The sequence below is a fragment of the Odoribacter sp. AF15-53 genome, assembly GCF_003479425.1.
Taxonomy (GTDB): Bacteria; Bacteroidota; Bacteroidia; order Bacteroidales; family Marinifilaceae; genus Butyricimonas.
The window spans coordinates 181,205-205,181 of record NZ_QUHC01000001.1 but is presented as its reverse complement, the minus strand read 5'-3'; the positions used below and the strand labels follow the sequence as shown (position 1 = coordinate 205,181).

Here is a 23,977-nt window from a genome sequence, read left to right as displayed (position 1 = left end):
TTAAATACCTTTAAATAATCTATCCCTGTAAAATACATCTACCTCATCGGTATACAAGCTTTGTTCCAACTCAATGTCATAATTCACCGAGTTCTGATGAAACAAACCGGCCTCCATATCCCAATATAAATATTGGGCACTAGGATTCTGGTTTCTAGGTTGCCCGACAGAACCCGGGTTCAAAAATACCGTCCTTTTTTTCCCTCGCAACTCGGGTAACCCTCCAGAATAAAACATCTCGACATGATGCGGAATATGAGAATGTCCCGAAAGCACGTAATCATACCTAGCATACCCCCCATCCTTCATGGATTCCGGAGATAATTTACCCCAGTATACATCCCGTAAACTACCATGCACGCATAAAATAGAACAACCATGAATCAACAATTCCGAATATCCTTCAATTTCCATCTGGTTATAAACATATTCGAAACTGTCTCTCGTCAAAACTCGTTTCGTGTACTCCAGAATAGTACGCCCCCGCTCGCTGGAAAATCGAGGAAGTTGTTCACTATCTATCAAAGCCCTCTCGTGATTCCCGTGAAGATTACATATTATAGGGAATTCAAGTGACAACAATTTTATCTCTGAGATCACCTCGTTAGGTCGCATCCCGTAATTAATCAAATCTCCCAAGAGAATCACCCCGTCAGGACTGTATTTATCTTTAAAATCCTGAATTACGGCTTTCAGTGCAGACAAATTAGCATGTATATCCGATAAAACGACGAACTTGTTACCCATTTTTCAGATAATTCATAAAATCATTTTTATTCTCGATCGGTGATGTTGTCGGACGGCCTAAATTCTCTCTCGAATCAATCTTTACGCAAATTTCTAATAACACGGGACCTTCCAACCCTTTCATTTCGGTCAAATCCTTTAACACTTCCATTTCTGTCTTCGCAACAAAAACATGCTTGTATCCACATGCCTTCGCTATTACAGGAATATCCAATTTAAAAGCGACCGTGGGTTGTCCTCCCACGGATTCATGGACTCCATTATTAAAAATAATATGTTTGTAATTTACGGGAGAAAGATCTCCAACACTACTGATCGCTCCCATGTGCATGATAAAAGCACCGTCCCCGTCAAAACAAAAAACATTTCGCCCCTTTTTCTCAAGAGCTATTCCCAAAGCAATTGACGAAGCATGTCCCATGGACCCGACCGTTAGAAAATCTTTTGCATGACCTTGTCCCAATATCTCCCTGTATTCAAACAGCTCTCTCGACAATTTTCCGGTTGTTGAAACAACAATATCATGTTCATCCAAGTGATTGACAACAATCTTTAAAGCATCTTCCCGGGATAACGGGTAATCATTTCTCATCTGGTTCTGCAATTTGTATTTTCCGAACACCCCCTTGCGAATAACCAGAACATGCGGGATACACTCGTTTCTTACCTGATCAACCGCACGCTCTATTTGTTGCAACGCTAATTCTTCTTGATCATCCAGGATCGTGAATGAAATTCCCATCGCTTCCAATAAACCGATAGTAACTTCTCCCTGCTTTTTATGCTGAGGCTCGTCCTTGACACCCGGTTCCCCGCGCCAACCAACCATGAACAACATGGGCATCTTGTACACCCTTTCGTCAACCAATGACAACAAAGGATTAACCGCATTACCCAATCCAGAATTTTGCATATACACCAAAGGAATTTTATTTGAAGCCAAATAATACCCGGCGGCAATCCCTACTGCAGCACCTTCATTAGCTGCAATTATGTTTTTTTCTTTCGGGGTATAATCCGTGATATACGCGCAAATACTTTGCAACAATGAATCTGGAACCCCGGTAAAGAAATCTACACCTTTAGCAATAAAGGTATCGTACACTTTTTTTACATCAACCATCATCAATCTATTTTGTTCCCGGAATCAACTCTAGTATTTGTTTTATTGGCATGCAATAAGGGTCGGCCTCCAAGGATCGTTCATTCTCAAGTATTATTTTTGCCACATTGTACATCGCCGGGTAAGAAGCCCTTAACATGTGGTTAGCATAAATCACGATATTAATCCCCCACCCGTTCAACTCCGTTTCTGTAAACTGGTTATACGTTGTGGGAACAACCACGATAGGAGTCACGTTATCCTTCTCCCGGAATCTTTGACAAAATAACTTTATATCTTCCCCGGACTTGTCTTTACTATGAATCATCACGCCATCAGCACCCGCTTCCACATAAGCAAAAGCCCTCTCTAGCGCATCTTCTACCGGTTGCCCGCAAATCAAACTTTCGATTCGAGCAATAATCATGAATTCTTTTGTTACCTGCGCATTTTTACCCGCATGTAACTTGTCACAAAATTCCTCAATCGTGGCCTGATGTTGCTCAACTGACGTTCCGAATAAAGAATTCTTCTTCAACCCGACCTTATCTTCTATGATAACGGCAGAAATACCGTGACGTTCCAACGTCCTCACGGTAAACACAAAATGTTCTATTTTCCCCCCCGTGTCACCGTCAAAAATAATCGGCTTCGTCGTGCACTCCAGTATATTATTCAAATCCTGCAAACGAGTCGTCAGATCAACTGCTTCTATGTCCGGCTTACCTTTACTAGTCGAATCCGTCAGGCTACTGGACCACATGCCATCAAAAACTTGTAACTTATCCCCTTTCTGCAAGGAAATATTTTCGATAATCAACCCGGATAAACCGCTATGGGCCTCCAGAATTCTCACGATCGGTTTTGCTGCAATCAATCGACGAAGAGTCTTCAACCGGATATCAGGAGTCGTCCCGATAGCTTTAATATCTTTATCTAAACCCGATGAATTAATTCCTTTTGTATACGGGATCTCTATCACCTCTCCCCCGATTTCTCGCATTACACGAAAAACATCTTCCCGGATTTGTTTCAAAGGTCCCCCGACCCAATCGTCCCCGTGAATAATATAATCAGGCTTGTATTTCAACAAATTAGGAACGTAACTCCATTCCTCTTGCGGTACCACACGACTAACCCCTTTTATATTAGCCACCACCTCCTCTCTTTGCTCGTAGGATAAATGAGGCAAACGCTTGTGCGAGGCGATTGCTTTATCGGTTAACAACCCGATCAAGACCTCGCCGTACTTCGTTGCTTCCTTGATAATATTAATCAATCCCGGATGCATAATATCCGCCGTCATTCCTAAATAAACAACCTTCTGCATATTCTATAATATCTATATTCCAATTTCAAATCATTCTAAAACTCAACCCATATACACCCAATAATATGGGGAAAAAATCATACCGTATAGAAGCCTGCCAAAGATATATAAAATAACACAAATCTCGCTATACTTTCTATTCATAAATCAATCCTAAACCATTAGACGTTGAACCTATTTAATACAGTACTCTCATTCACATTCCAAGTTCAAGCTCGAACCTACAAAACATCTCAGAATTGAAGAATACAATTTTTTGACAAATGCAGAGTTTAATTTACAGTCACAAGCAGTTGTGAGTTGAAAACAAATAATGTACTTTTGCGCAAAGAAAGAACCGAGAGTATCCGATTTACACTCTCATGATATAAATAATCACAAGTTAACGCAACTATTTTGCGAATGCAGCATCCTTAATAAGTTGGTTAACCTTTTAAAAATGTTTTATGCAAGAATTTGATGTAACGGATTTGATCCGATTGTTATGGAGAAAAAAATCTTTTATTCTTAAAACTACACTTATATGTTTGTGTTTGGGCGTGTTTGTAGTATTGTTGAGTCCCAAACAATATACTTCTGTTTCCACTTTTATTCCCCAAAAGCCGCAAACGGATTTGGATCAAAGTGCTTTAAATGCTTATTTGCACAAAGAGAATCCAAGTGTTTATGAGGCAACTGAAATACTAAATCCGGGGTTATACCCGCGAGTCACGGAGAATATAACCTTCCGTAAAAAAGTTATGTATATGCCTGTCTGGGAAGGAGAAGACGGGAAAAAAGTCAATCTGGTTGAATACCTAAGTTCTGACAAGTATCGTCCTTTTCATTTGAGACGTTGGATAAAAAAATATACAATAGACTTACCTGCCACAATTCGGATGGCAAAAAAAGGAGATATTACAGACAATACCATGACGCAAGATACTTCATTGCTTGTATTGTCAACGAGAGAGCAACGGGCCGTAGATGTTTTGCAACGAAATGTAGTTTTATGGATTGGAGAGGATAATGCTCTATTGAAAGTAACAACAGAAGACCCCATGATTGCTGCTCGTTTAGCTCAGAATATACTATCGTTACTTAAAGAAGAAGTGACAAATTATCGTTCTACAAAAATTGAAGAACAATGGTTATTTTTGAAACGGCAGGAAAGGGTGGCTATGCAAGAATTAGAAGCTAAACAAAAAGAAATGACAGAATTGCAAACAAAACAACGTATTCTTTCTACCGGAAATATAGAAATACAGAAAAGTTGTCTTTTAGCTGAATACCAATCTCTTTATGCTAATTATCAAAGTTTAAACAGAAGATTAGAACGATTAGAATTAAAGACTCAGGATAACACGCCGGTATTTACCATGCTAGAAGAAGTTTACGTACCTTATCAAACATCAGCACCAAGAAGAGGTATTATTATAACAGCTTTCGTAGCTCTTGGACTATTTTTAGGAATGGTATTGGTGATCACGTTACCTTACATAGCAGAAGTAACTCGAAGTAAATTTCTGATGCGTCATTTTTCAGTAAAAAGGGATCGAGAGAAAGATGTTGAATAAACGACTGATAGGAAATCCATTGGTCGAGAATTTTCTCTCGTTGGCCATTTTGCAAGGGATAAATTATCTCTTGCCATTGATCACGATACCTTATCTTTACAACCATTTGGGAGTGGAACATTACGGGTTGGTAAACTTTGCAATTTCTTTTATGCAATATTTTTTGATCGTGACCGATTTTGGCTTCGGATTATCCGGAACTCGTTATATTGCGGAAAACCGAGATCAAAAAGAGGCGATCAATACCTACGTGAATAGTGCTACTTTCTCTCGTGTGGGAATTTGTATTGTTTCCTTTGCCATTTTATTGATTTGTTTGTTTCTAATTCCTTCTTTGAGACAAGAAAAGATATTCTTTTTATTGTTTTTTGGACAGGTAATCGGAAATATCATGTCCCCTTATTGGTTTTTTCAGGGAATGGAGCAGATGAGATTTATTACAATAATGACAGTTGTAACGAAAGTGTTGAGTCTAACCCCTCTATTTTTCGTGGTAAAAGATAGTTCCGATTATTTTTACATCCCGATCTGTTATAGTGTAGGGAGTATCGGGAGTGGGATCATTTGCCTTTATTTAATGAAGAAGCGATTCGGGGTATATTTCTTTTTCCCCAAGATAAAGGATATTATAATCGTAACAAAAGACAGTGCCAATTATTTTCTATCACGGATTTCTGTTTCAATGTTTACAAACACCAATACCTTTGTTTTGGGATTGGTTTTAGGTAATACGGCTGTTGGTTATTACTCTCTGGCGGATAAAGTTTATCAGGCATTAACGGGGATTTATCAACCATTGGTATCCGCAATATTTCCTTATATGACAAAAAACAAACGAATCGCTCTTTTTAAAAAGATTTTTGTTTGGTCGAATTTGGCCAATATTTGTTTAGTGGTAGTCGTTGCGTTGTGTATATCGGATATTATGCATTTGTTATTTCGGAACGTGGATGAGTCTAGCGTGAACGTGATGTATATTTTTCTGTTCGCTTGCTTGGTAGCTTTACCAAATACATTGCTAGGATATCCTTTTTTGGCCGCCTTGGGACATCCTAATTTTACAAATTATTCACTGGTTGGAGTTTCATTCGTGCATATCGTAGTTATTGCTTGTTTATGGTTCGGCGGATGGATCTCTATTTATAGTGTGGCTTGGGTCGTGGTAATGACAGAAACATTACTGTTATTAGTTCGAGCCTGGGGCGGATATAAATACCAACTTTACGGACAAGGTGTAATAAAAAAATAATAAAATGAGTTTGAGTTATAAAGAGGTACGAACTTATACTCCCATGGGGAGATGGAATTCCAGATTGGTGGCGGATTGGCTTTGCATGCCACTATCTCCATTTTTTTCGACAAGATTCGTGGAGTGGAAATTAAGACCGAATACCATCACGTTATTTATGATTTTCTTCGGGGTTGTGGGATCTGTATTCTTTGCCTTACCCGGTTGGGGATTCAAGGTACTAGGGATCTTTTGTTTTTATTTGTGGTATGTAATGGATTGTAGTGATGGTGAGGTAGCTCGAATCACGAAACAATTCTCTACGTACGGGCGGGATATGGATTATTGGGCACATCTAACATGTCATCCATTAATGAATTTGGCCCTTTGGTATTCCTACTTACAACTCGGTAGATATGATGAGTGGATGTTAGCTTTCATCTTTATCGTGTTTATTTCGGTGGAATTTCAACATCGAGCTTTATTGACATTCCAAGCTTATCACCGGAAAGAAACAGGTACGGAAAATGTTGACAACCCTTCTATGTTCCGATATATTTTCCGACAAATGTACCAATACCCGAATTTTATTTTATTATTTCCATTCATATTTTTATTGGAATATTTTACGGAAATTCCAACATTTTACTTACTCGTGGGGTGGTGTTTGTTTTTTATAGTGGGAGTAGGACAAGCTTTATTGAAAATGATTGCATTTTGTTATAAGGGCTAAAGATGAGCAAAGAAAGAAAAATCGGATTAAAGGACTCATTGTCGATGTTACTGTGGGGAATGTTGATTTTTATCATCACTCGTCAGGTTCCTTTCGTGTCATATAGTATATTCGGCAATCTGGCTTTACTGGGTATCGTCGTGCTGAATATTCGTTATGATGTGACCGGATTTTATCGTACGTTTTTACCCGTTCTCTGCTGGTGGTTCTTTCTGGTATTTTACGCCTTGTTACAGGGAAATGAAGTGACACTCGTAGCTCGCTTTGCCTTGATTATCTTCTTCTTGCTAACAGCCTATTTTATCATTTTGCCTTCCCGGATGATCAAGTTGTTATTCGCTTTCACATTGTTACAATGTATATTTCTGATCGGGCTGGAGTTTATTCTTTTGCTCTTTTTTAATTTAGAAACATACGAACCACTCCGACACTATTTTATCAATCAGGGATGGGGGGATGTTTATTCATTCACGGGACATTTTTATAACATACCGGTGAAAGGTAATGCATTATTACCTTTTGTGTACATGTTATCGTATTTTGTACCTGTATTCCCACGAAAGAAGAAACATTTTTTCAGATGTGTATATTTGTTAGCGATTGTATTTGCGGGGAATTTTGCTTACTTAATTAGTCTATTTTTCTTCCATTTTATACTTTTTTTCTTGCAAAATGAGTCTTTCCGGAAATTGCAAATGAAAATTCTGGGATTGTCTTTTTTGATTATATTGTTTTTTATCCCCGGATTGATTTTCGTAGAAAACGTCATGTCTAAAAAAGTAGATTCTATGGGGACAAGACAAGATCAAGTTGAAGTATTGTTACGGGATATGGGACAAGAACCCACAACAGTCTGGCTGGGAAAAGGATTAGGGAACACTGTTTCGGAAAAAACGGCCTACCGGGATTACACGGGAAATATTTATTTCGAATTACAGACAGTCTACTTCTTTAATCAATTAGGAATTATAAACTTTATTAGTTTTATATTGTTGAATTTGTTTTTGGCTTACACGAAGATTCGAGATCCAAGATTATTGTTCGTTTACTTATGCTATATACTTTATGCATTTACGAATCCTTACATTTTGGATACGAATCAAGTGATCGTGATATTAACTTTAATAATGGCAAATAAAATGCTTGAAGATGAAAATAGGGTGTGTACTTGTGATGTATAATCCTCGACAGGAGTTGTTGACAACTTCCTTGAATTCGTTAAACGGACAAGTGGATGAAATCTTCTTGGGGGATAATTCCGTAAATACGCCGGATTTTATGGCGACATTACTTGCTTTATATCCCCATGTATATTATCATGGTTTCAACGAGAATTTGGGAATTGCCGAAGCCCAGAACCGAGGGATTACTTATTTCCAAGAGAAAGGATTTGATTTTGTATTATTCATGGATCAGGATAGTTTGGCACCTGAGAATTTAGTATCCTCTTTGTTAGCTGATTATAATCGTTTAAGAGAAGCCGGGATTGCAGTCGGAGGAATTGGTCCTCGTCCTTTTAATCGGGGGGAAGGAAAACCTTACGTGGGTGCAGTAAAGAAAGGAAAGTTGATTTTACCAAAAATCACTGAAGTCGGAGAGATTATTAGTTCTGCATCATTGGTTCCGATGGTTCATTTCAAACAGGTCGGGGGAATGGAATCAAGTTTATTTATTGATGGTGTCGATCACGAATGGTGCTGGAGAGCTAGGAAGATTGGAGGATGGCGTTTTTTCATTTCTGAGAGTGTACAATTAAGTCATCAAGTGGGAGAAGGTGACCGACCGTTCATTATTCGGAAAGTAGCAATACCCACTCCTTTTCGTACATATTATCAATTTCGAAATTATTTTCGATTGGTTCATCGGGGATACGTGCCCTTTTATTGGAAGATTTCTAATGGTTTTAAATATAGCATAAAGTTTTTTTATTATCCTTTATGCGTCTCTCCGCGTATAAGTTATATAAAGCAAATATTAAAAGGAATTTATGCAGGAATTACAGGTAAATAAGGAAAGTTGTTTTTCGGTTTTAATGGCTGTTTACACGAAGGAACAACCGCTTTTTTTCAGAGAAGCCTTGCGGAGCGTATTCGAACAGAGTTTGATTCCAAATGAGGTGGTATTGGTGAAAGATGGTCCGCTAACAGAAGAATTGGAGCAAGTAATTGCTGACTTTTCTAGTGAAAGAAAACAATTAAGAGTTATTGCTTTAAAAGAAAATCGAGGGTTAGGAGAAGCTCTACGTATTGGGTTAGATGCCTGTTCTTTTGATTTAGTGGCACGAATGGATAGTGATGACATTTGTAAACCGAATCGTTTTGAAAAGCAAGTAGCTTTTCTGAAAGAACATCGGGAAACAACTATTGTTGGAAGTTGGATAGAAGAATTTTCAAATTGTAAAGAGGAGATCGAAGCGATTAGGAAATTACCACAAGAAGATAAGAAACTAAAGATTTTTATGAAGTGGCGCAATCCGTTTAATCACATGACGGTAATGTTCCGGAAAAAGGATATACTTGCAGTAGGCAGTTATCAACCGTTTTATCTACTAGAGGATTACTATCTTTGGAATAGGTTAGCTAATGCCAACTATTGCTTTGCTAATATCGGTGAATCATTGTTATGGGCAAGAGGTGGTTACACGATGTTAGAACGACGGGGCGGATGGAAATATGTCGTATCCGAACGTCGATTATTGAAATATATGTATTGTTCTGGACGAATTAACATGGTAGAATTCGGGGTGAATTTGATTATGAAAAGTATAATTCGTTTAATCGGGAAACGTCTACGCCATACGGTATACACGTTCTTTTTACGTAAAAAAGTAAAATCTTCTCACTCAAAAAATAAGCAAGAAATTTCCGAAACGCAATGTTTATAAATATTCCCTTTTGACCATTAAGCCATTATTAGATCATTAATATACTTATATATCATTGTTTACAAAATACTTACGCTTACATCTTTCCCTTATCTCTTCGTTATACCATCGTTAAAGAAGGCTTCTATAGAACGAAGAGATAACGAATACTTATCGAAGAGATAACGAAGAGATGTAAGCGAAAGCATGAAGCAGAAAGAGCGATGCCCTTTATAATAAAGTTACTTAGGGACACGAAAAAACTCACAATTTTTCCACGCTATCCAACCCGATATCCGCACAAACACCTGCCAAATGCGAAACCCGAATCACGATCTGATGCCTGTCAGCCGTACAGATCAATTCACCTCGAATTCCAAGCAAATCACCTTGAACGACACGTACCATTTCTCCCGAAGGAATCGCCTTATCGACAACTTCGATATCCCCAGCTCGTTCATTCAATAATCGCAGGTTCTCCACTTGCTCATCAGAAATAGTCATCGGGACACGCTCACTTTTTAACAAGGCAATTATTCCACAAGTTGAGAGTAGCGAGAATAAGCCGACCTCGGAAACACGGACAAACACACACCCGCTAATGATTGGAACCTCGATCCGCCTTATTTGCCCTTCACACTCTCGTTCCACCACCCGCACGGGTAAATAATTCTCGATACCGGCCTGTTCCAAACACAACTTCACTCGTTTCTCCGCCCGTGAAGCGGTGAAAACTACATACCAATTCGTCTTCTCCATTACTCCCTGACTTCTAGATTTTCGGCTACCTGAATTTTATTTAACACGTCTTCCATGTAATGCTCAACCCCTTCCTCTTCCATTTGGAAATCAATTGATTCATACGTGGAATTCTTGGATTTAAATTCAGGAACGATACATTTCATTTGTTTTACCACCGCGAAGTTATCCTTTGTCTGCAAGGCCATATCAAGAGCCTTTATAGAATCGGTAACTTCACTATAATTGTATTCTCGCACTTTTGCAATCTTAATTCGTTCGTGTACAGTTGGTAAGGTAGTTTCCTTCACGTTAAGAACCTCCTCGTACAACTTCTCTCCGGGACGCAAGCCGGTAAAGACGATATGGATATCTCTTCCTACCTCGTAACCGGAAAGTTTGATCATCTTACGGGCCAAATCTACAATCTTGACACTCTTTCCCATGTCGAACACGAAAATTTCACCCCCGTTACCTAAAGCCCCGGCTTGTAAAACGAGCTGACATGCTTCCGGTATCGTCATGAAGAAACGAGTGATTTCCGGGTGTGTCACGGTAATAGGACCTCCCGCCTCGATCTGCTTCTTGAAACGGGGAATCACGGAACCATTCGAACCCAACACGTTTCCAAAACGAGTAGTAATGAAACGTGTATTCGCGATACGGTTCAACGACTGCGTGTAGATCTCCGCAATACGTTTACTTGCACCCATAACGTTAGTCGGGTTCACGGCCTTATCCGTCGAGATCATCACGAAACGCTGGCAATCGTATTTCACGGCACAATCAGCAACATTCTTCGTCCCGAAAATATTTGTCTTCACGCCTTCGATCGGGTGCTTTTCCATCATCGGCACGTGCTTGTACGCGGCAGCATGATAAACAATATTCGGGTGATAAGTTTTGAAGATTCCCTCTACCCGATTCAAGTCACGTACATCACCTATTTCTATTTTGTAATCCGAGAAACCACATTCCTCTTTCAATTCCAACTCGATATCATAAAGCGGTGATTCGGCCTGATCAAACAAAACGATCAACGCGGGATTGTAATGAGTCAACTGGCGAACAATTTCACTACCGATCGAACCGGCAGCACCCGTCACCAAAACCACTTTGTTCAACAACTGTTTTCGCAAATTGGTTTCCTCCATGTGAATCACATCCCTCTCCAACAAATCTTCGATCTTGATATTTCTGATGTGACGCATACTTAACTCCCCGTTAATCCAACTCTCGAAACGAGGGACTTCAAGCACGTTCACGTTCGCGGCCAGGCAAATCTCAACAATCTCCCGCTTTTTATCGGCCGAAATCATCTTCTTGGCGATAACCACCTTATCCACCCGGTTACGTTTCAACATTCCGGGCAATGACGACATCTTGTAAATCTTGATTCCCTCGATAATCTTCCCTGCTTTCCGGTCATTCACGTCAATAAAAGCAAGGATATTATACGTGGCATCCTCGACATTATCCATGGCATGCTTGGCCATGATTCCATACTCGTCACTACCACATATAATCACGTTCTTTTTCGTGCGCTCGGCACCGATGTACTGGGCGAAAACCTTCTTCACGATCACACGGCTCATGACCATCAGACTGGTCAACAGGACGTATTCCGTGAGCAAAACGGATAGCGGTACGAAAAGATAATCATACAACAGGAAAAACACCCCGCTCCCCAACAGAAGCAAGACCTCCCCTGCCGTTAATACATAATAAATGCGTAAAGCATCCTCTGTCCCCGTGAAACGTACTATTCCGGAATAAGTATGTCCCACCAAGAAACTGATCACCCGGACTCCCACGATAGCGAGGGTTCCGATCAAGACAAAATCCAATCTCATCCGGTCAATCTGAAAATTGACCCAGATCAAATAAGCAATGCTGACAGCCATAATAGATAAAGCCACGTCGATCAAGAATACAATCCAACGCGGAGTGTATGAAAACGAACGCAAGACTCTCATTCTGTTCAGGCCGTTTGTGATTAGTGCAACCATAATTCTTTTAATATAAAAAATAAAACCTTCGCGAGTAGACACTCCCGATAAGTGGACTCCCGCAAAGGTAATAGTAATAATATTAAAAAAAAAATTATTTTAGTACGCTTTCAAAATATTAATCTCATCCTGCGTTAGAAAACGCCAACGCCCGCGAGGTAAATTTTTCTTCGTAATCCCGGCAAAAAAGACGCGATCCAAACGAAGTATCTGGTATCCTAAATGCTCGAAAATCCTTCGCACGATACGATTCCTCCCGGAATGAATTTCTATCCCCACCTGTGTACGATCGTCATCGGCAACCTTCACGTCATCAGCCTGGATAAAACCATCCTCCAACTCTATACCTTTACAGATAGCCTCCAAATCACCCTGCTGAACCACTTTATCCAGGAACACGTGATAGATCTTCTTTTGGTTGTACTTGGGATGTGTCAATTTTTTAGCCAGATCCCCGTCATTCGTGAAAAGTAGCACACCCGTGGTCTGGCGGTCCAAACGCCCGATCGGGTACACCCGCTCTTTACAAGCACCCTCAATCAAAGACATAACCGTTTTCCTTTCTAACGGATCTTCCACGGTCGTCACGTAATCTTTCGGCTTGTTCAAGATCAAATATACTTTACGTTCGGGTGTGATCACCTGATCGTCCACTTCTATCGTGTCCGTACGTTTCACTTTCACCCCGACTTGTTGCACGACCACCCCGTTCACTTTCACCCGTCCTTCCGTGATCAACACATCCGCGTCACGACGAGAACAAACACCCCCTTTGGCGATGTAACGATTCAAACGCAATTCGGTCTCCTGTCCCTCGTTCTTCTTACGATATTCTATTTGTTTTTTCTTGCTATACACGCTCTTCGGCCCGTCATTCTCCCCATTACGAGGTGTGAACGATCTTCTTGCCGGACGATCTGAAAAACGTTCCCGACGATTATCCCGCTCGTTGTAATTTCGGCGTTCTCCCCGGTAATTTTCACGATTTTCGCCATCTCCGCGAGAACTTCTCTCCCGACGTTCCCCGTTATCTCTATAATTTCTTTCACGACGCTCGCCATCCTCCCGGTAATTTCTCTCGCGGCGTTCTCCATCTCCCCGGTAATTGTTTTCACGACGTTCGCCTTCACGTTGATCATTGCGTTCCCGGTTCTGGTAACGATTATCCCGTCTTTCAAAATTCTCGTTCCGATCTTGAGGACGTCTTTCACGACGATCTCCCCGGTCTGAGAAACGATTATTGTCCCGACTTCCTCTCTCGTACGATCTTCTGTTATCCCGATTCTCGTAACGATTACCATCACGTTCACCTCTTTCCCGACTCTCGTAACGATTGCCGTCGCGTTCTCCTCTCTCCCGGTTTCTATCCGAATCCCGGTGATAACGATTACCATTATCCCTGTTTCCCGATTCGTTTCCTTGTCCCCCTTCACGCTCTTTGTTCAAATCACGGATATACCCGTATCCTTGTTCCCGTCTCGGTCTGTCCGAGTCAAAACGGTTAGGTCTTCTTGTTTCGCTTTCTCCACCCTCACGGTTTTCGAAATGCTGTGTTCTGCTCCGGCGATTCTCATCACGATTCTCGCTCGGTCTAGTAATTCTAGGTCTTTTCGTTTCCCTACTCATAACCAACGTGTAAATTTTAATTTTATTGATTTTTGCTTATGACCACATTCGGCCCACTCTATTGATTTGAAGATATATCTTTCATTACTATATCCTCATATTTTTTCATTTTCAATTCTCCATTTTCCATTTTCAATTACTTCGGTGCCGCCCGGTAGACAAAAAACGCCACCACTGCAAACAGGATATTCGGTATCCATACTGCTAATAACGGACTCATGCTCCCATTGGTTGCAAAAACCGTGGAAAATTGCATAAATAATATGTACGAAAAGCTGATTAACAATCCCAGCCCCAAATGGAAACCCATCCCCCCCCGGATTTTACGGGAGGCGATACATACACCGATTAACGTCAATATAAACGTGGCAAAAGCCCCCGAAAACATCTTGTACTTCTCGATCTGGAATTCGATCACGTTACTGCTTCCCCGCAATTTCTGACGCGCAATATACTCGTCCAATTCCGGCAAAGTCAAACGCTCTTTGATCTTTTTCGGATCCTCGGTAAACTCGTTTACAGTGAAGTTATATACAGTATCCAACGCGTTCCCCGTCGTGTAAGTCTCGTTTATCCCGTCAAACTCCCGCAGTACCCAGTTGTTTAATGTCCATTTTTTCTTTTCTTTATTCCACACGATCGAATTCGCTGATAGTTTCGTAACAAGCGTGTCTTTTTTAAATACCTCGTAAGTGAAATTATCTCCCCGTTGCGAGTATACATTAAATCTCGTCATATAAATAAAAACACCCGGGGCAATCTGCTGGTGAATATTTTCATCCTTGTTACTATACTTTTTCCAAATATATTGTTCAGAGAACTCGATCCGCTTCTTGTTGGCATTCGGGATAATGAAAGCACTCAACGTGAGTGAAAGACAAGCGATAACCCCGGCCGAAATCATGTAAGGACGCACCATCCGCCGGAAGCTGATACCCGTACTCAGAATAGCGATAATCTCGCTATTATAAGCCATTTTCGAGGTAAAAAATATCACGGAAATAAACGTGAACAAAGAAGAAAATACATTGGCGAAATAGGGAACGAAATTCAGGTAATAGTCAAAAATAATCGCCTTGACCGGGGCCTCATTCTCGATAAACTTCTCCAATCTCTCCGAAAGGTCAAAAACCACGACAATACTCAGAATCAGCACCATCGAAAAAAAGAAGGTACCTAGGAACTTCCGGATAATATATAAATCTAATTTCTTCATCTTGTTTTAGTTGCCTCACGGCACTATAATCTTCTTGTAACTTTTTTAATCGTGCTCTCTTTCCAAGTCACGAAATCTCCTTCCAGTATATGTTTACGTGCTTCACGTACTAACCACAAATAAAACGACAAATTATGTATCGAGCAAATTTGTAGCCCTAAAATTTCATCCGCTTTGATCAAATGTCGTAAATAGGCCTTCGAATAGTCCACGTCCACGAAACTCAACCCGGCAGGATCAATCGGGCTAAAATCCCGATCCCATTTCTTGTTCTTTATATTAATAACCCCTTCCGTGGTGAACAACATCCCGTTTCTCCCGTTCCGGGTTGGCATCACGCAATCGAACATATCCACGCCCAACGAAATCGCCTCCAGTATATTTTCGGGTGTTCCGACCCCCATCAGGTAACGAGGCTTATCTTGCGGCAATATCCGGTTGACCACCTGGATCATCTCATACATCACCTCAGCTTCTTCACCCACGGCCAATCCTCCGATAGCATATCCCTCCCGGTCAAGCGCCACGGCATGTTCGGCCGCCCGCTCCCGCAAATCCCGGAAAGTACATCCCTGCACGATCGGGAAAAGCGACTGGTGATACCCGTACAAAGGTTCCGTGGAATCGAATTGTTTCACGCATCGCTCCAACCAGCGTTGAGTCAGTTCCAACGATTTCTTCGCGTAACCGAACTCGCTTTGTCCCGGAGGACATTCGTCAAACGCCATGATAATGTCGGCCCCGATTTTCCGTTGGATATCCATGACGTTCTCCGGCGTGAACAGGTGTTTCGAACCGTCAATATGAGAGCAAAACACGACCCCTTCCTCCGTGATTTTCCGGCAATCGCCCAGCGAAAACACCTGAAACCCGCCACTATCCGTAAGAATAGGACGATCCCACGCGTTAAATTTATGCAATCCACCCGCCTCGACCAACACCTCCGTACCCGGTCGCAAATACAAGTGATAAGTGTTACCCAAAATAATCTGGGCTTTAATATCTTCCTTCAATTCCCTGGCATGCACGGCTTTCACGGTTCCCACCGTTCCGACAGGCATAAAAATCGGGGTTTCGATATTCCCATGATCCGTGGTCAACACACCACATCGTGCATCACTATTCTTGTCTTTCGCTAAAAGGGTATACTTCATCTAATCATGATTTTGAGGGCACAAAGATAGGAATAATTAAATCTAAAATCATAAATCTAAAATTATTTATATCTTTGGTCCAAATTAAAAAAACCAAAAATAATTGTCATGAGGATGTTTTATAAGTTCATCGTATGTATGTTTATCGTGGGATTTGCTCTCCCCGGAAACGCTCAAAACAAGAGCAAAAAATTCACGCTGGAAGACTTTTGCCTGAACTACGCGTTCAGGACGCAAGGTGTTGCCGGACTCCGCTCGTTGAATGACGGGGAACACTACACTGTGTTGGAAGACAAGGGTACGAAACTGGTTATGTATAGTTACAAGACCGGGAAAGCCGTAAACACGCTGTTAGACTTAAATGATCCCCGGTACAAAGCTGTAAAAATGATCCAGAACTACGAGTTCAGTCCGGATGAAAGTCACATATTAATATGTACTAATATCCAACCGATTTATCGCCGCTCCTTCACGGCCGACTATTTCGTGTTTGATTTCAAAAATAAAGAATTAAAACCCCTTTCGGCAGGAGGTCCCCAACGCTTGGCCACGTTCTCCCCGACAGGAACCAAAATCGCCTTCGTACGGGATAACAATATCTTTATCGCCGACTTGCGTTTCGGTTCTGAGATTCAAATCACCTCTGACGGGAAATTCAATGAAATCATCAACGGAGCCCCGGATTGGGTTTACGAGGAAGAATTCGGTTTCAACAAAGCATTCGAGTGGGCCCCCGACGGGTCGGCACTGGCCTTTATCAAATTCGACGAATCGGCCGTGAAAACCTACCACATGAACATGTTCAAGGGATTGTACCCGGCATACGAACAAAATGCACTGTACCCTTCCAACTATTCATATAAATACCCGAAAGCCGGGGAAGCAAATTCCAAAGTAAGCGTACACGTGTACGACATCAAGGATCGGGTTACCACCCCGATGAATATCGGCGAAGAAACGGATATTTACATCCCTCGCATTCAATGGACAAAGGACCCGAAGAAGTTGGCGATCATGAAAATGAATCGGTTCCAGAATCGGTTGGAAATCTTACTGGCGAATGCACGAGTTGGCAGCACGACCGTCCTTTACCGGGAAGAAAACAAATACTATATCGCCGAGGAGAACCTGGATAACCTGACATTCACGGAAGACGGGCAATATTTCATCATGAGCAGTGAGAAAAACGGGTATTCTCACCTTTACCTCTATTCCATGAGCGGCAAAGAAATTCAACCCATCACTTCCGGTAAATACGATGTAGTAAATTTCTACGGGTACGACCCGGCCAAGAAACTGTATTACTACGCTTCTCATGAGGAATCCCCGTTGGAAAAATACGTTTACTCTATTGACCTGAAAGGGAAAAAGAAAAAACTAACCCCGACCAAAGGTTGGAATGAAGCTGAATTCAGCAAATCATTCAAATACTATATTAATACGGTCTCCAACGCCGACATGCCCCCCGTGTACACACTATATGCCGCCAACGGGAAAGCCGTTCGCACACTGGAAGACAACGCGGCCTTGAAAACAAAACTGGAAGAATACCCGGTTGCTAAAAAAGAATTTATTCAAATCCCCGCGGCAGACGGGACCACCCAGCTCAACGCGTGGATCATGAAACCCGTGAATTTCGACGAGTCAAAAACGTACCCGGTATTAATCATCCAGTACAGCGGACCCAACTCTCAACAAGTCAGCAACACATGGGGTATGGACTGGACACAATACCTGGCACAAGAGGGATATATCGTGGCTTGTATCGATCCGCGCGGAACGGCCGCCAGAGGTGAGGAATTCAGGAAATGTACCTACATGCAACTCGGAAAAATCGAGAGTGACGACATGATCGCTGCCGCCAAATGGCTTGCCGGACAATCTTACATTGATGCCAAGAAAGTAGGTATATGGGGCTGGAGTTTCGGTGGATTCATGTCATCACTTTGCCTTATGAAAGGAAATGACGTGTTCTCTACCGCTATTGCCGTGGCACCCGTTACACACTGGGGATTTTACGATTCCATTTACACGGAACGCTTCATGAGACGCCCACAGGACAATCCCTCCGGCTACAATGACAATTCCCCGATCAACTGGGTGAAACACTTGAAAGGCAACCTTTTGTTATGCCACGGGACAGCAGATGACAACGTGCATGTTCAGAACACGTACGAATTATCGGAAGCCCTCGTGCAAGCCAACAAGCAATTTGACATGCAGATATACACGAACCGGAATCACAGCATTTACGGTGGATATACCCGTCTGCAACTGTACACGAAATTCGTGAACTATTTGAATCAACATTTGAAATAGGCTTTCAAATGTTGATTCAAGTTACAGGTTTGCAGGTTACAGGTTACAAGTTACAAGCTCCCGATAAATGAACCTTGATGCGAAACCTATAACTTGTAACCGGCAAACTTGAAACAAAAAAAACAGATAAGTTGTGATTAAAACACAACTTATCTGTTTTTTTTATACCTTGCAAACGATAGAAATAAACATGATTTCAGAATCCCCCTCATCCGGGCGATCCTCTTGAAATCTTAAATCATAAATCTAAAAAATAAAAACGTTATGAGTAAATGTATCTGTACGTTAGAACCCAAGGCAATCTGGGAAAACTTTTATAAACTAACCCAAGTTCCACGTCCGTCAAATCACGAAGAAATAGCCAGAGAATTCGTTATGAATTGGGCTAAGGAGAACGGTATTCACGCCGAAATGGACGAGGCTTTCAACATATTATTAAGCAAACCGGCCACCCCAGGCATGGAAAACCGCAAAGGAGTGATTTTGCAAGGACACCTGGATATGGTGCCTCAAAAGAATGAAGACAAACAACACGATTTCACGAAAGACCCGATCGAGGCGTATATCGACGGGGAATGGGTAACGGCTGACGGTACGACCCTTGGTGCTGACAACGGTATAGGTGTTGCTACCGGAATGGCCGTTTTGTTGTCAAAAGACATTCCTCACGGCCCGATCGAGGTATTAATCACCGCAACGGAAGAAACCGGGATGGACGGAGCCAACGGTATTCGCCCCAACTGGTTGAAAGGGGATATCCTGTTGAACCTGGACTCTGAAACTGAAGGAGAATTATATGTAGGTTGTGCTGGCGGTATCGACGGGGAAATCGAATTCACCTATACACCGGAAGCTGTTCCCGCCGGTCACAAAGCATACCAATTAACCCTAAAAGGATTAAAAGGCGGACACTCCGGAATGGATATCAACTTGGGTAGAGGCAATGCCAACAAATTATTCTTCCGCTTCCTGAAAGCCGTGAGCAAAGAACTGGATCTTCGCCTGGCTTCCGTGTCCGGTGGCAACATGAGAAACGCCATCCCGCGTGAAGCATTCGGGGTTATCACCGTTCCGGCTGCCAACGCTGACAAGTTCCTAGCCAAAGTAAAAGAATACGAGGGCATATTCAAAGCTGAATTGAGCGCGAAAGAACCCAATCTTTCTCTCGCAGCCGAGGAAACAGCTCAACCGAAAAACGTGATGCCGATTAAAGTACAAAACAACGTGATCAACGCCATCAAGGCTTGCCCGAACGGGACGATGAGAATGATCGATTCCATGCCCGACACGGTTGAAACGTCAAACAACCTGGCTATCGTGAGAGGCGGTGACGGGAAAATCGAAGTATACATGCTGATGCGTTCTTCCGTAGAGACTGCCAAAACAGCCCTTGCACAAGTGGTTCAAGCCGTGTTCGAACTGGCAGAAGCCAGCAAGATCGCGTTCGTGGGTGAATACCCGGGCTGGAAACCAAATCCGGATTCAGCGATCCGCAAAGAAATGGAAGAAGTTTACATGAAATTATATGGCAAGAAACCCGCTATCATGGCTATTCACGCCGGATTGGAATGCGGAATTCTTGGTTCAAGTTACCCGAATTGGAATATGATTTCTTTCGGACCGACCATCAGCTCACCTCACTCTCCGGACGAGAAAGTGAACATCGAGTCTGTCGGTAAATTCTGGGAATTCCTGAAAGCTACTTTAGCAGCTATTCCCACGAAATAAAGAATAAACAGATGAACAAAAGAGATTGTCCCCAAAGTTAGCATAGAGGACAATCTCTTTTATATGATCTTAAAAAGGACCACTCTCGCATGATTTGTTTTTCACGCCCCTATCCTCTTACAAGATCATCTATGAATCCCTAAATATATTGAAACAGTGATAACGGTCTACATCCCGCGGAAATCAAGCTTTAGAGCTACGGGAAAACACCCCGAACAGTTTCGTCTTTTCACTCAGTTTCAAGCCATTTACTCTATTTTATGGTATTTTAACCACATCGTATCATTTTCTGTATTATCTTTGTAGGGAAAATTCATATTATTAAAACATGACTTTAAAGAAATTGACGTTACCGGAACTCCTAAAGAACAGTTGTTCCAAGTTTTCAAAAAATTTATCTTTAAATTTTGTCGCAAGCGGAAAAAGAACTTACCAAGATTTATATAACGAGGTCGTATCTATTGCTAACCATTTACTTCATTTAGGTGTAAAGAAAGGAGACAAAGTTGCAATCCTGAGCGCGAATATGCCGAACTGGGGGATTACCCAATTTGCCATCGCGAACATTGGAGCCGTTGCCGTGCCTATCTTACCGGGATTCTGTTCGACAGAACTCCAGAATATATTGGAACATGCAGAGGTAAAAGTGATCTTCGTTTCCCGTTTACTGGCAAAATGTCTAGAAGGAGTAGAAACACCGTTTCTCGAACATAAAATCCTGATTAATAACTTCGCGACAATACCGGAGGGATGTTATGCCCCCGAAGATTTGGACAAGTTAGTGCCGGATATTGATCTGAATAATACTACACCTCTCCCGGAAATACCCGTGGAAGAAGAAGATATAGCCTCGATCATTTACACTTCCGGTACGACGGGATTCTCGAAAGGAGTTATTTTAACTCATAAGAATCTAGTATGGGATGCCCGCCAATGCCGCACGATCCAACACGTGGACGAAAGCGACCGATTCCTGAGCATACTGCCGATGGCACATACCTACGAAAACACACTGGGGTTATTGTTACCCTTGATGTTCGGTTCTCAAGTTTATTACCTGGATCGGGTGCCGACCCCGAAATTACTGGTTCCGGCAATGCAGAAGATCCATCCGACGGTGATTTTATCCGTTCCTCTAATTATCGAAAAGATTTACAAATCGCAAGTTTTACCTAAATTCAATGGCTCAAAATTGATGAGCACACTCTATCGTTTTTCCCCGACACGCAAATTATTCAATCGTTTGGCCGGGAAGAAATTGATGGAGACCTTCGGGGGAGAATTAAAGTTCTTCGGTGTCGGAGGTTCGAAACTGGACGGTACTGTCGAACAATTCTTGCGCGAAGCTAAATTCCCTTACGCGATTGGATACGGACTAACGGAAACAGCTCCCATGGCTGCCGGATCGAACCCGTCACAAACTTTCTTACAGGGCGTGGGTCCTATCATGGAAGGTGTTCAGATAAAAATTAACGAACCGGACAAAAAGGGAGAAGGAGAAATCTGGATCAAAGGTCCGAACGTGATGCAAGGATATTACAAACGTCCCGAATTGAACGCGGAAGTCTTCACCGAAGACGGTTGGTTTAAAACAGGTGATTTAGGTACTTTTGACAAGAAAAACCGTTTAGCTATCCGGGGAAGAATCAAGACCATGATCCTGGGGGCTTCCGGGGAAAATATTTATCCGGAAGAAATCGAGTCCATTATCAACAACTTCCGCTTCGTGAATGAATCTCTGGTCGTGGAAAATAGCGGTAAACTGGTTGCCATGGTCCACTTCAACATGGAAGAACTTGAAAAACAATACCAAAAGTTAAAAGACCAGGCCGGAAACTACAAGGAGAAAATCAACGATTACATTGAAGAACAAAAACAAGAATTACGGGATTACGTGAATGCCAGGGTAAACAACTTTTCAAAACTGCAACTCGTACTCGTGCAACACGAGCCATTTGAGAAGACGCCCACTCACAAGATCAAACGTTTCTTGTACTGCAAATAATAAAGAACTGAGAAATAAAAATATAAGAGTTTGCCTATCAAAAAGGCAAACTCTTATAGATTTATAGAATTAGCGGTTCTTATAGGTCATCCCTACAACCTTACCACAAACATTACGATAGACAGTATCGACTTTCACAATGTCTCCATTGCGTCCCAAACCTAACACATGGATGCTTCCGGTCTTTTCGGTACTTCCTTCAACGGAGGTTGCTGCCCACATATTGAAGCTCTCATTATCGGGACGGAAGTACAGGTAATCCACTCTTGCACCGGGCCCGACAACCGTATCCGTATCGTAAATCACTTTCCCTTTGTCAAACTCCAAGTCATAACTGTATATCTTGTTTTTATAAGCATAATACAGATAAGGGTCTTGCCGGGACATTGCAAATGCTGTAGCCTTATCCAGATCTGTTGCCCCGGAAATAGAATGCTTGAAATAGGGAGTAAAATAATCACGTCCCATACTCATGTTGTAGCCAATATTAAACCGGAGGCAATACATGTTTGTCAAATCCGTTGACCCCGGCTTTCGAAAAATGCCATAGGCATAACCGGCATCATTATCCATTTTTTTCCAACCTTTTGCCGCATATACCATCTCTAAACCGACATTACGAGGATCAAATGCAAGCGTTTCCGTGTCGGTACCTTCAGGCAAGGGTACCGGGTCAAGTTTGGTTTCTTTCAATTGCCCATACGAGCATTTTAGAATATTGAAGCAATAATTCTTATTATCATAAAACAACAAGGTATTGTTGTTCAAAATTGCATAAGGAGCCAAACTATAATCACCCGATACCTCAGGATTGAACAAAGGTTCGTACGCTGCATACTGGAAATCACGATAATGCAATTTGCCATTGTTAATGATGAAATCATAGGTGATTCCCATGCCTGTATTGTACAAAACCGCCACGGCACAGTAAGCCTCCGGGGCTATCGGCTGGGGCATCACGTAAAACAAATCGGAATAATCACTGATTTTCACAAAGCTAGTCGGTTCTGTCACGACACCACCCCTACCATCCGCACACAGGATGGCAATCATGTGCAAATCGGTACCGGCATTATCTATGTCCGCAATCCCGACAGGATTAGTGCCGGCATATTCTCCGTTGGCAGCATAGTAAATATCTTGAGAGAATATGTTGGCAAAATTCAGAAGCGACAAATTTGCATTTCCATTCAAATCACTCAGAATCAAAAGTCCACTATTTTCAGCTTCCACCGAAATATCAAATTCTTTCCTGGCAAACAGTCCTGTTTCCTTATCTGTTATTTTCAAGCGCGCACTGTACAAGCCGGGAACTGCAGCCACATAATAGTTCAAATTCCTGTCAAAGCCTAGCGTATCGATTTTTGCATTTTCACCGGCTCCCGACTTGTACCAATACCACAGGTATTCAAGGTTTTCCTCACTGGTATTCCGCGATTGCGTAATGGTCGGCACGATACGTAAAGTGTCGTATTGAGTTATACTTTGCCCCTTGATGGAGTCTATTTTTATCTCATTTGCATCCATGTATTCGTAACTGCCGAGCTCTTCCATACAAGATGTAAACGACAATGCCGCTAATACAACCGTCATCAACAATAAATATTTTTTCATAGTCTGGAT

Annotated in this window: 18 protein-coding genes; 9 read left to right on the top strand and 9 right to left on the bottom strand. The window is 41.9% G+C overall.

The features are described from left to right. From DWW52_RS00825 to aepX, 3 genes are read right to left on the bottom strand one after another with little or no spacing between them, the layout of a single operon-like run. Entirely contained in the window at positions 1–747 is a 747-nt protein-coding gene (locus DWW52_RS00825; RefSeq protein WP_118713585.1) for a metallophosphoesterase, read from the bottom strand. Beyond that, positions 740–1,870: a phosphonopyruvate decarboxylase gene (gene aepY, locus DWW52_RS00820; RefSeq protein ID WP_118713584.1), complete on the bottom strand. Its 1,131-nt coding sequence runs from the start codon at positions 1,868–1,870 to the stop codon at positions 740–742. The genes DWW52_RS00825 and aepY overlap by 8 nt, the downstream gene beginning before the upstream one ends. 7 nt (positions 1,871–1,877) lie before the next feature. Beyond that, positions 1,878–3,179 carry a phosphoenolpyruvate mutase gene (gene aepX, locus DWW52_RS00815; protein ID WP_118713583.1) on the bottom strand — a complete coding sequence of 434 codons (1,302 nt, stop codon included), beginning with the start codon at positions 3,177–3,179 and terminating at the stop codon, positions 1,878–1,880. A 446-nt stretch (positions 3,180–3,625) separates the two neighbouring features. Between aepX and DWW52_RS00810 the strand changes: the two genes are divergently transcribed. The 6 genes from DWW52_RS00810 to DWW52_RS00785 are packed head-to-tail and all read left to right on the top strand — an operon-like array spanning position 3,626 to position 9,580. Beyond that, positions 3,626–4,735, top strand: coding sequence for a Wzz/FepE/Etk N-terminal domain-containing protein (locus tag DWW52_RS00810; RefSeq protein ID WP_118713582.1), 1,110 nt, complete (start codon positions 3,626–3,628; stop codon positions 4,733–4,735). After that, positions 4,725–5,984: a flippase gene (locus DWW52_RS00805; protein ID WP_118713581.1), complete on the top strand. Its 1,260-nt coding sequence runs from the start codon at positions 4,725–4,727 to the stop codon at positions 5,982–5,984. The genes DWW52_RS00810 and DWW52_RS00805 overlap by 11 nt, the downstream gene beginning before the upstream one ends. 4 nt (positions 5,985–5,988) lie before the next feature. Further along, positions 5,989–6,696, top strand: a complete 708-nt coding sequence (locus tag DWW52_RS00800; RefSeq protein WP_118713580.1) for a CDP-alcohol phosphatidyltransferase family protein — start codon at positions 5,989–5,991, stop codon at positions 6,694–6,696. A gap of 2 nt (positions 6,697–6,698) precedes the next feature. Continuing rightward, complete coding sequence (locus DWW52_RS00795) at positions 6,699–7,877, top strand: hypothetical protein (RefSeq protein WP_118713579.1); 1,179 nt, start codon at positions 6,699–6,701, stop codon at positions 7,875–7,877. Continuing rightward, a complete protein-coding gene (locus tag DWW52_RS00790; protein ID WP_118713578.1) occupies positions 7,846–8,706 on the top strand; it encodes a glycosyltransferase family 2 protein in 861 nt (286 codons plus the stop codon). Before DWW52_RS00795 ends, DWW52_RS00790 begins: the two co-directional genes overlap by 32 nt. Beyond that, positions 8,684–9,580 carry a glycosyltransferase gene (locus DWW52_RS00785; RefSeq protein ID WP_118713577.1) on the top strand — a complete coding sequence of 299 codons (897 nt, stop codon included), beginning with the start codon at positions 8,684–8,686 and terminating at the stop codon, positions 9,578–9,580. The genes DWW52_RS00790 and DWW52_RS00785 overlap by 23 nt, the downstream gene beginning before the upstream one ends. 243 nt (positions 9,581–9,823) lie before the next feature. Here DWW52_RS00785 and DWW52_RS00780 read toward each other — a convergent pair whose 3' ends face one another. From DWW52_RS00780 to tgt, 5 genes are all read right to left on the bottom strand, one after another. After that, complete coding sequence (locus DWW52_RS00780; RefSeq protein ID WP_118713576.1) at positions 9,824–10,318, bottom strand: UpxY family transcription antiterminator; 495 nt, start codon at positions 10,316–10,318, stop codon at positions 9,824–9,826. Further along, a complete protein-coding gene (locus tag DWW52_RS00775) occupies positions 10,318–12,306 on the bottom strand; it encodes a nucleoside-diphosphate sugar epimerase/dehydratase (protein ID WP_233556628.1) in 1,989 nt (662 codons plus the stop codon). The genes DWW52_RS00780 and DWW52_RS00775 overlap by 1 nt, the downstream gene beginning before the upstream one ends. A 99-nt stretch (positions 12,307–12,405) precedes the next feature. Then, complete coding sequence (locus tag DWW52_RS00770) at positions 12,406–13,932, bottom strand: pseudouridine synthase (RefSeq protein ID WP_118713575.1); 1,527 nt, start codon at positions 13,930–13,932, stop codon at positions 12,406–12,408. Between the two features lie 136 nt (positions 13,933–14,068). Then, complete coding sequence (locus DWW52_RS00765; protein WP_118713574.1) at positions 14,069–15,148, bottom strand: LptF/LptG family permease; 1,080 nt, start codon at positions 15,146–15,148, stop codon at positions 14,069–14,071. Between the two features lie 23 nt (positions 15,149–15,171). After that, on the bottom strand, positions 15,172–16,302 hold the full coding sequence (gene tgt / locus DWW52_RS00760) for a tRNA guanosine(34) transglycosylase Tgt (RefSeq protein WP_118713573.1): 1,131 nt from the start codon (positions 16,300–16,302) through the stop codon (positions 15,172–15,174). A 108-nt stretch (positions 16,303–16,410) separates the two neighbouring features. Between tgt and DWW52_RS00755 the strand changes: the two genes are divergently transcribed. From DWW52_RS00755 to DWW52_RS00745, 3 genes are all read left to right on the top strand, one after another. Then, positions 16,411–18,621 carry a S9 family peptidase gene (locus DWW52_RS00755; RefSeq protein ID WP_233556626.1) on the top strand — a complete coding sequence of 737 codons (2,211 nt, stop codon included), beginning with the start codon at positions 16,411–16,413 and terminating at the stop codon, positions 18,619–18,621. A gap of 264 nt (positions 18,622–18,885) precedes the next feature. Next, positions 18,886–20,349 carry an aminoacyl-histidine dipeptidase gene (locus DWW52_RS00750; RefSeq protein ID WP_118713571.1) on the top strand — a complete coding sequence of 488 codons (1,464 nt, stop codon included), beginning with the start codon at positions 18,886–18,888 and terminating at the stop codon, positions 20,347–20,349. 328 nt (positions 20,350–20,677) lie between these two features. Next, entirely contained in the window at positions 20,678–22,354 is a 1,677-nt protein-coding gene (locus DWW52_RS00745) for an AMP-binding protein (protein WP_118713570.1), read from the top strand. A 69-nt stretch (positions 22,355–22,423) separates the two neighbouring features. Here DWW52_RS00745 and DWW52_RS00740 read toward each other — a convergent pair whose 3' ends face one another. After that, the gene (locus DWW52_RS00740) at positions 22,424–23,968 is read right to left on the bottom strand and encodes a PKD-like family lipoprotein (RefSeq protein ID WP_118713569.1); all 1,545 of its coding nucleotides are present in this window, start codon (positions 23,966–23,968) and stop codon (positions 22,424–22,426) included. Between the last annotated feature and the right edge of the window lie 9 nt (positions 23,969–23,977).

Excerpts from the sequence above, each read along its gene's own strand:
- DWW52_RS00770 (WP_118713575.1), bottom strand. The coding sequence starts at position 13,932 with ATGAGTAGGGAAACGAAAAGACCTAGAATTACTAGACCGAGCGAGAAT.
- DWW52_RS00765 (WP_118713574.1), bottom strand. The coding sequence starts at position 15,148 with ATGAAGAAATTAGATTTATATATTATCCGGAAGTTCCTAGGTACCTTC.
- DWW52_RS00740 (WP_118713569.1), bottom strand. The coding sequence starts at position 23,968 with ATGAAAAAATATTTATTGTTGATGACGGTTGTATTAGCGGCATTGTCG.
- DWW52_RS00775 (WP_233556628.1), bottom strand. The coding sequence starts at position 12,306 with ATGGTTGCACTAATCACAAACGGCCTGAACAGAATGAGAGTCTTGCGT.
- tgt (WP_118713573.1), bottom strand. The coding sequence starts at position 16,302 with ATGAAGTATACCCTTTTAGCGAAAGACAAGAATAGTGATGCACGATGT.
- DWW52_RS00795 (WP_118713579.1), top strand. The coding sequence starts at position 6,699 with ATGAGCAAAGAAAGAAAAATCGGATTAAAGGACTCATTGTCGATGTTA.
- DWW52_RS00790 (WP_118713578.1), top strand. The coding sequence starts at position 7,846 with ATGAAAATAGGGTGTGTACTTGTGATGTATAATCCTCGACAGGAGTTG.
- DWW52_RS00785 (WP_118713577.1), top strand. The coding sequence starts at position 8,684 with ATGCAGGAATTACAGGTAAATAAGGAAAGTTGTTTTTCGGTTTTAATG.
- aepY (WP_118713584.1), bottom strand. The coding sequence starts at position 1,870 with ATGGTTGATGTAAAAAAAGTGTACGATACCTTTATTGCTAAAGGTGTA.
- DWW52_RS00755 (WP_233556626.1), top strand. The coding sequence starts at position 16,411 with ATGAGGATGTTTTATAAGTTCATCGTATGTATGTTTATCGTGGGATTT.
- aepX (WP_118713583.1), bottom strand. The coding sequence starts at position 3,179 with ATGCAGAAGGTTGTTTATTTAGGAATGACGGCGGATATTATGCATCCG.
- DWW52_RS00825 (WP_118713585.1), bottom strand. The coding sequence starts at position 747 with ATGGGTAACAAGTTCGTCGTTTTATCGGATATACATGCTAATTTGTCT.
- DWW52_RS00810 (WP_118713582.1), top strand. The coding sequence starts at position 3,626 with ATGCAAGAATTTGATGTAACGGATTTGATCCGATTGTTATGGAGAAAA.
- DWW52_RS00745 (WP_118713570.1), top strand. The coding sequence starts at position 20,678 with ATGACTTTAAAGAAATTGACGTTACCGGAACTCCTAAAGAACAGTTGT.
- DWW52_RS00750 (WP_118713571.1), top strand. The coding sequence starts at position 18,886 with ATGAGTAAATGTATCTGTACGTTAGAACCCAAGGCAATCTGGGAAAAC.
- DWW52_RS00805 (WP_118713581.1), top strand. The coding sequence starts at position 4,725 with ATGTTGAATAAACGACTGATAGGAAATCCATTGGTCGAGAATTTTCTC.
- DWW52_RS00800 (WP_118713580.1), top strand. The coding sequence starts at position 5,989 with ATGAGTTTGAGTTATAAAGAGGTACGAACTTATACTCCCATGGGGAGA.
- DWW52_RS00780 (WP_118713576.1), bottom strand. The coding sequence starts at position 10,318 with ATGGAGAAGACGAATTGGTATGTAGTTTTCACCGCTTCACGGGCGGAG.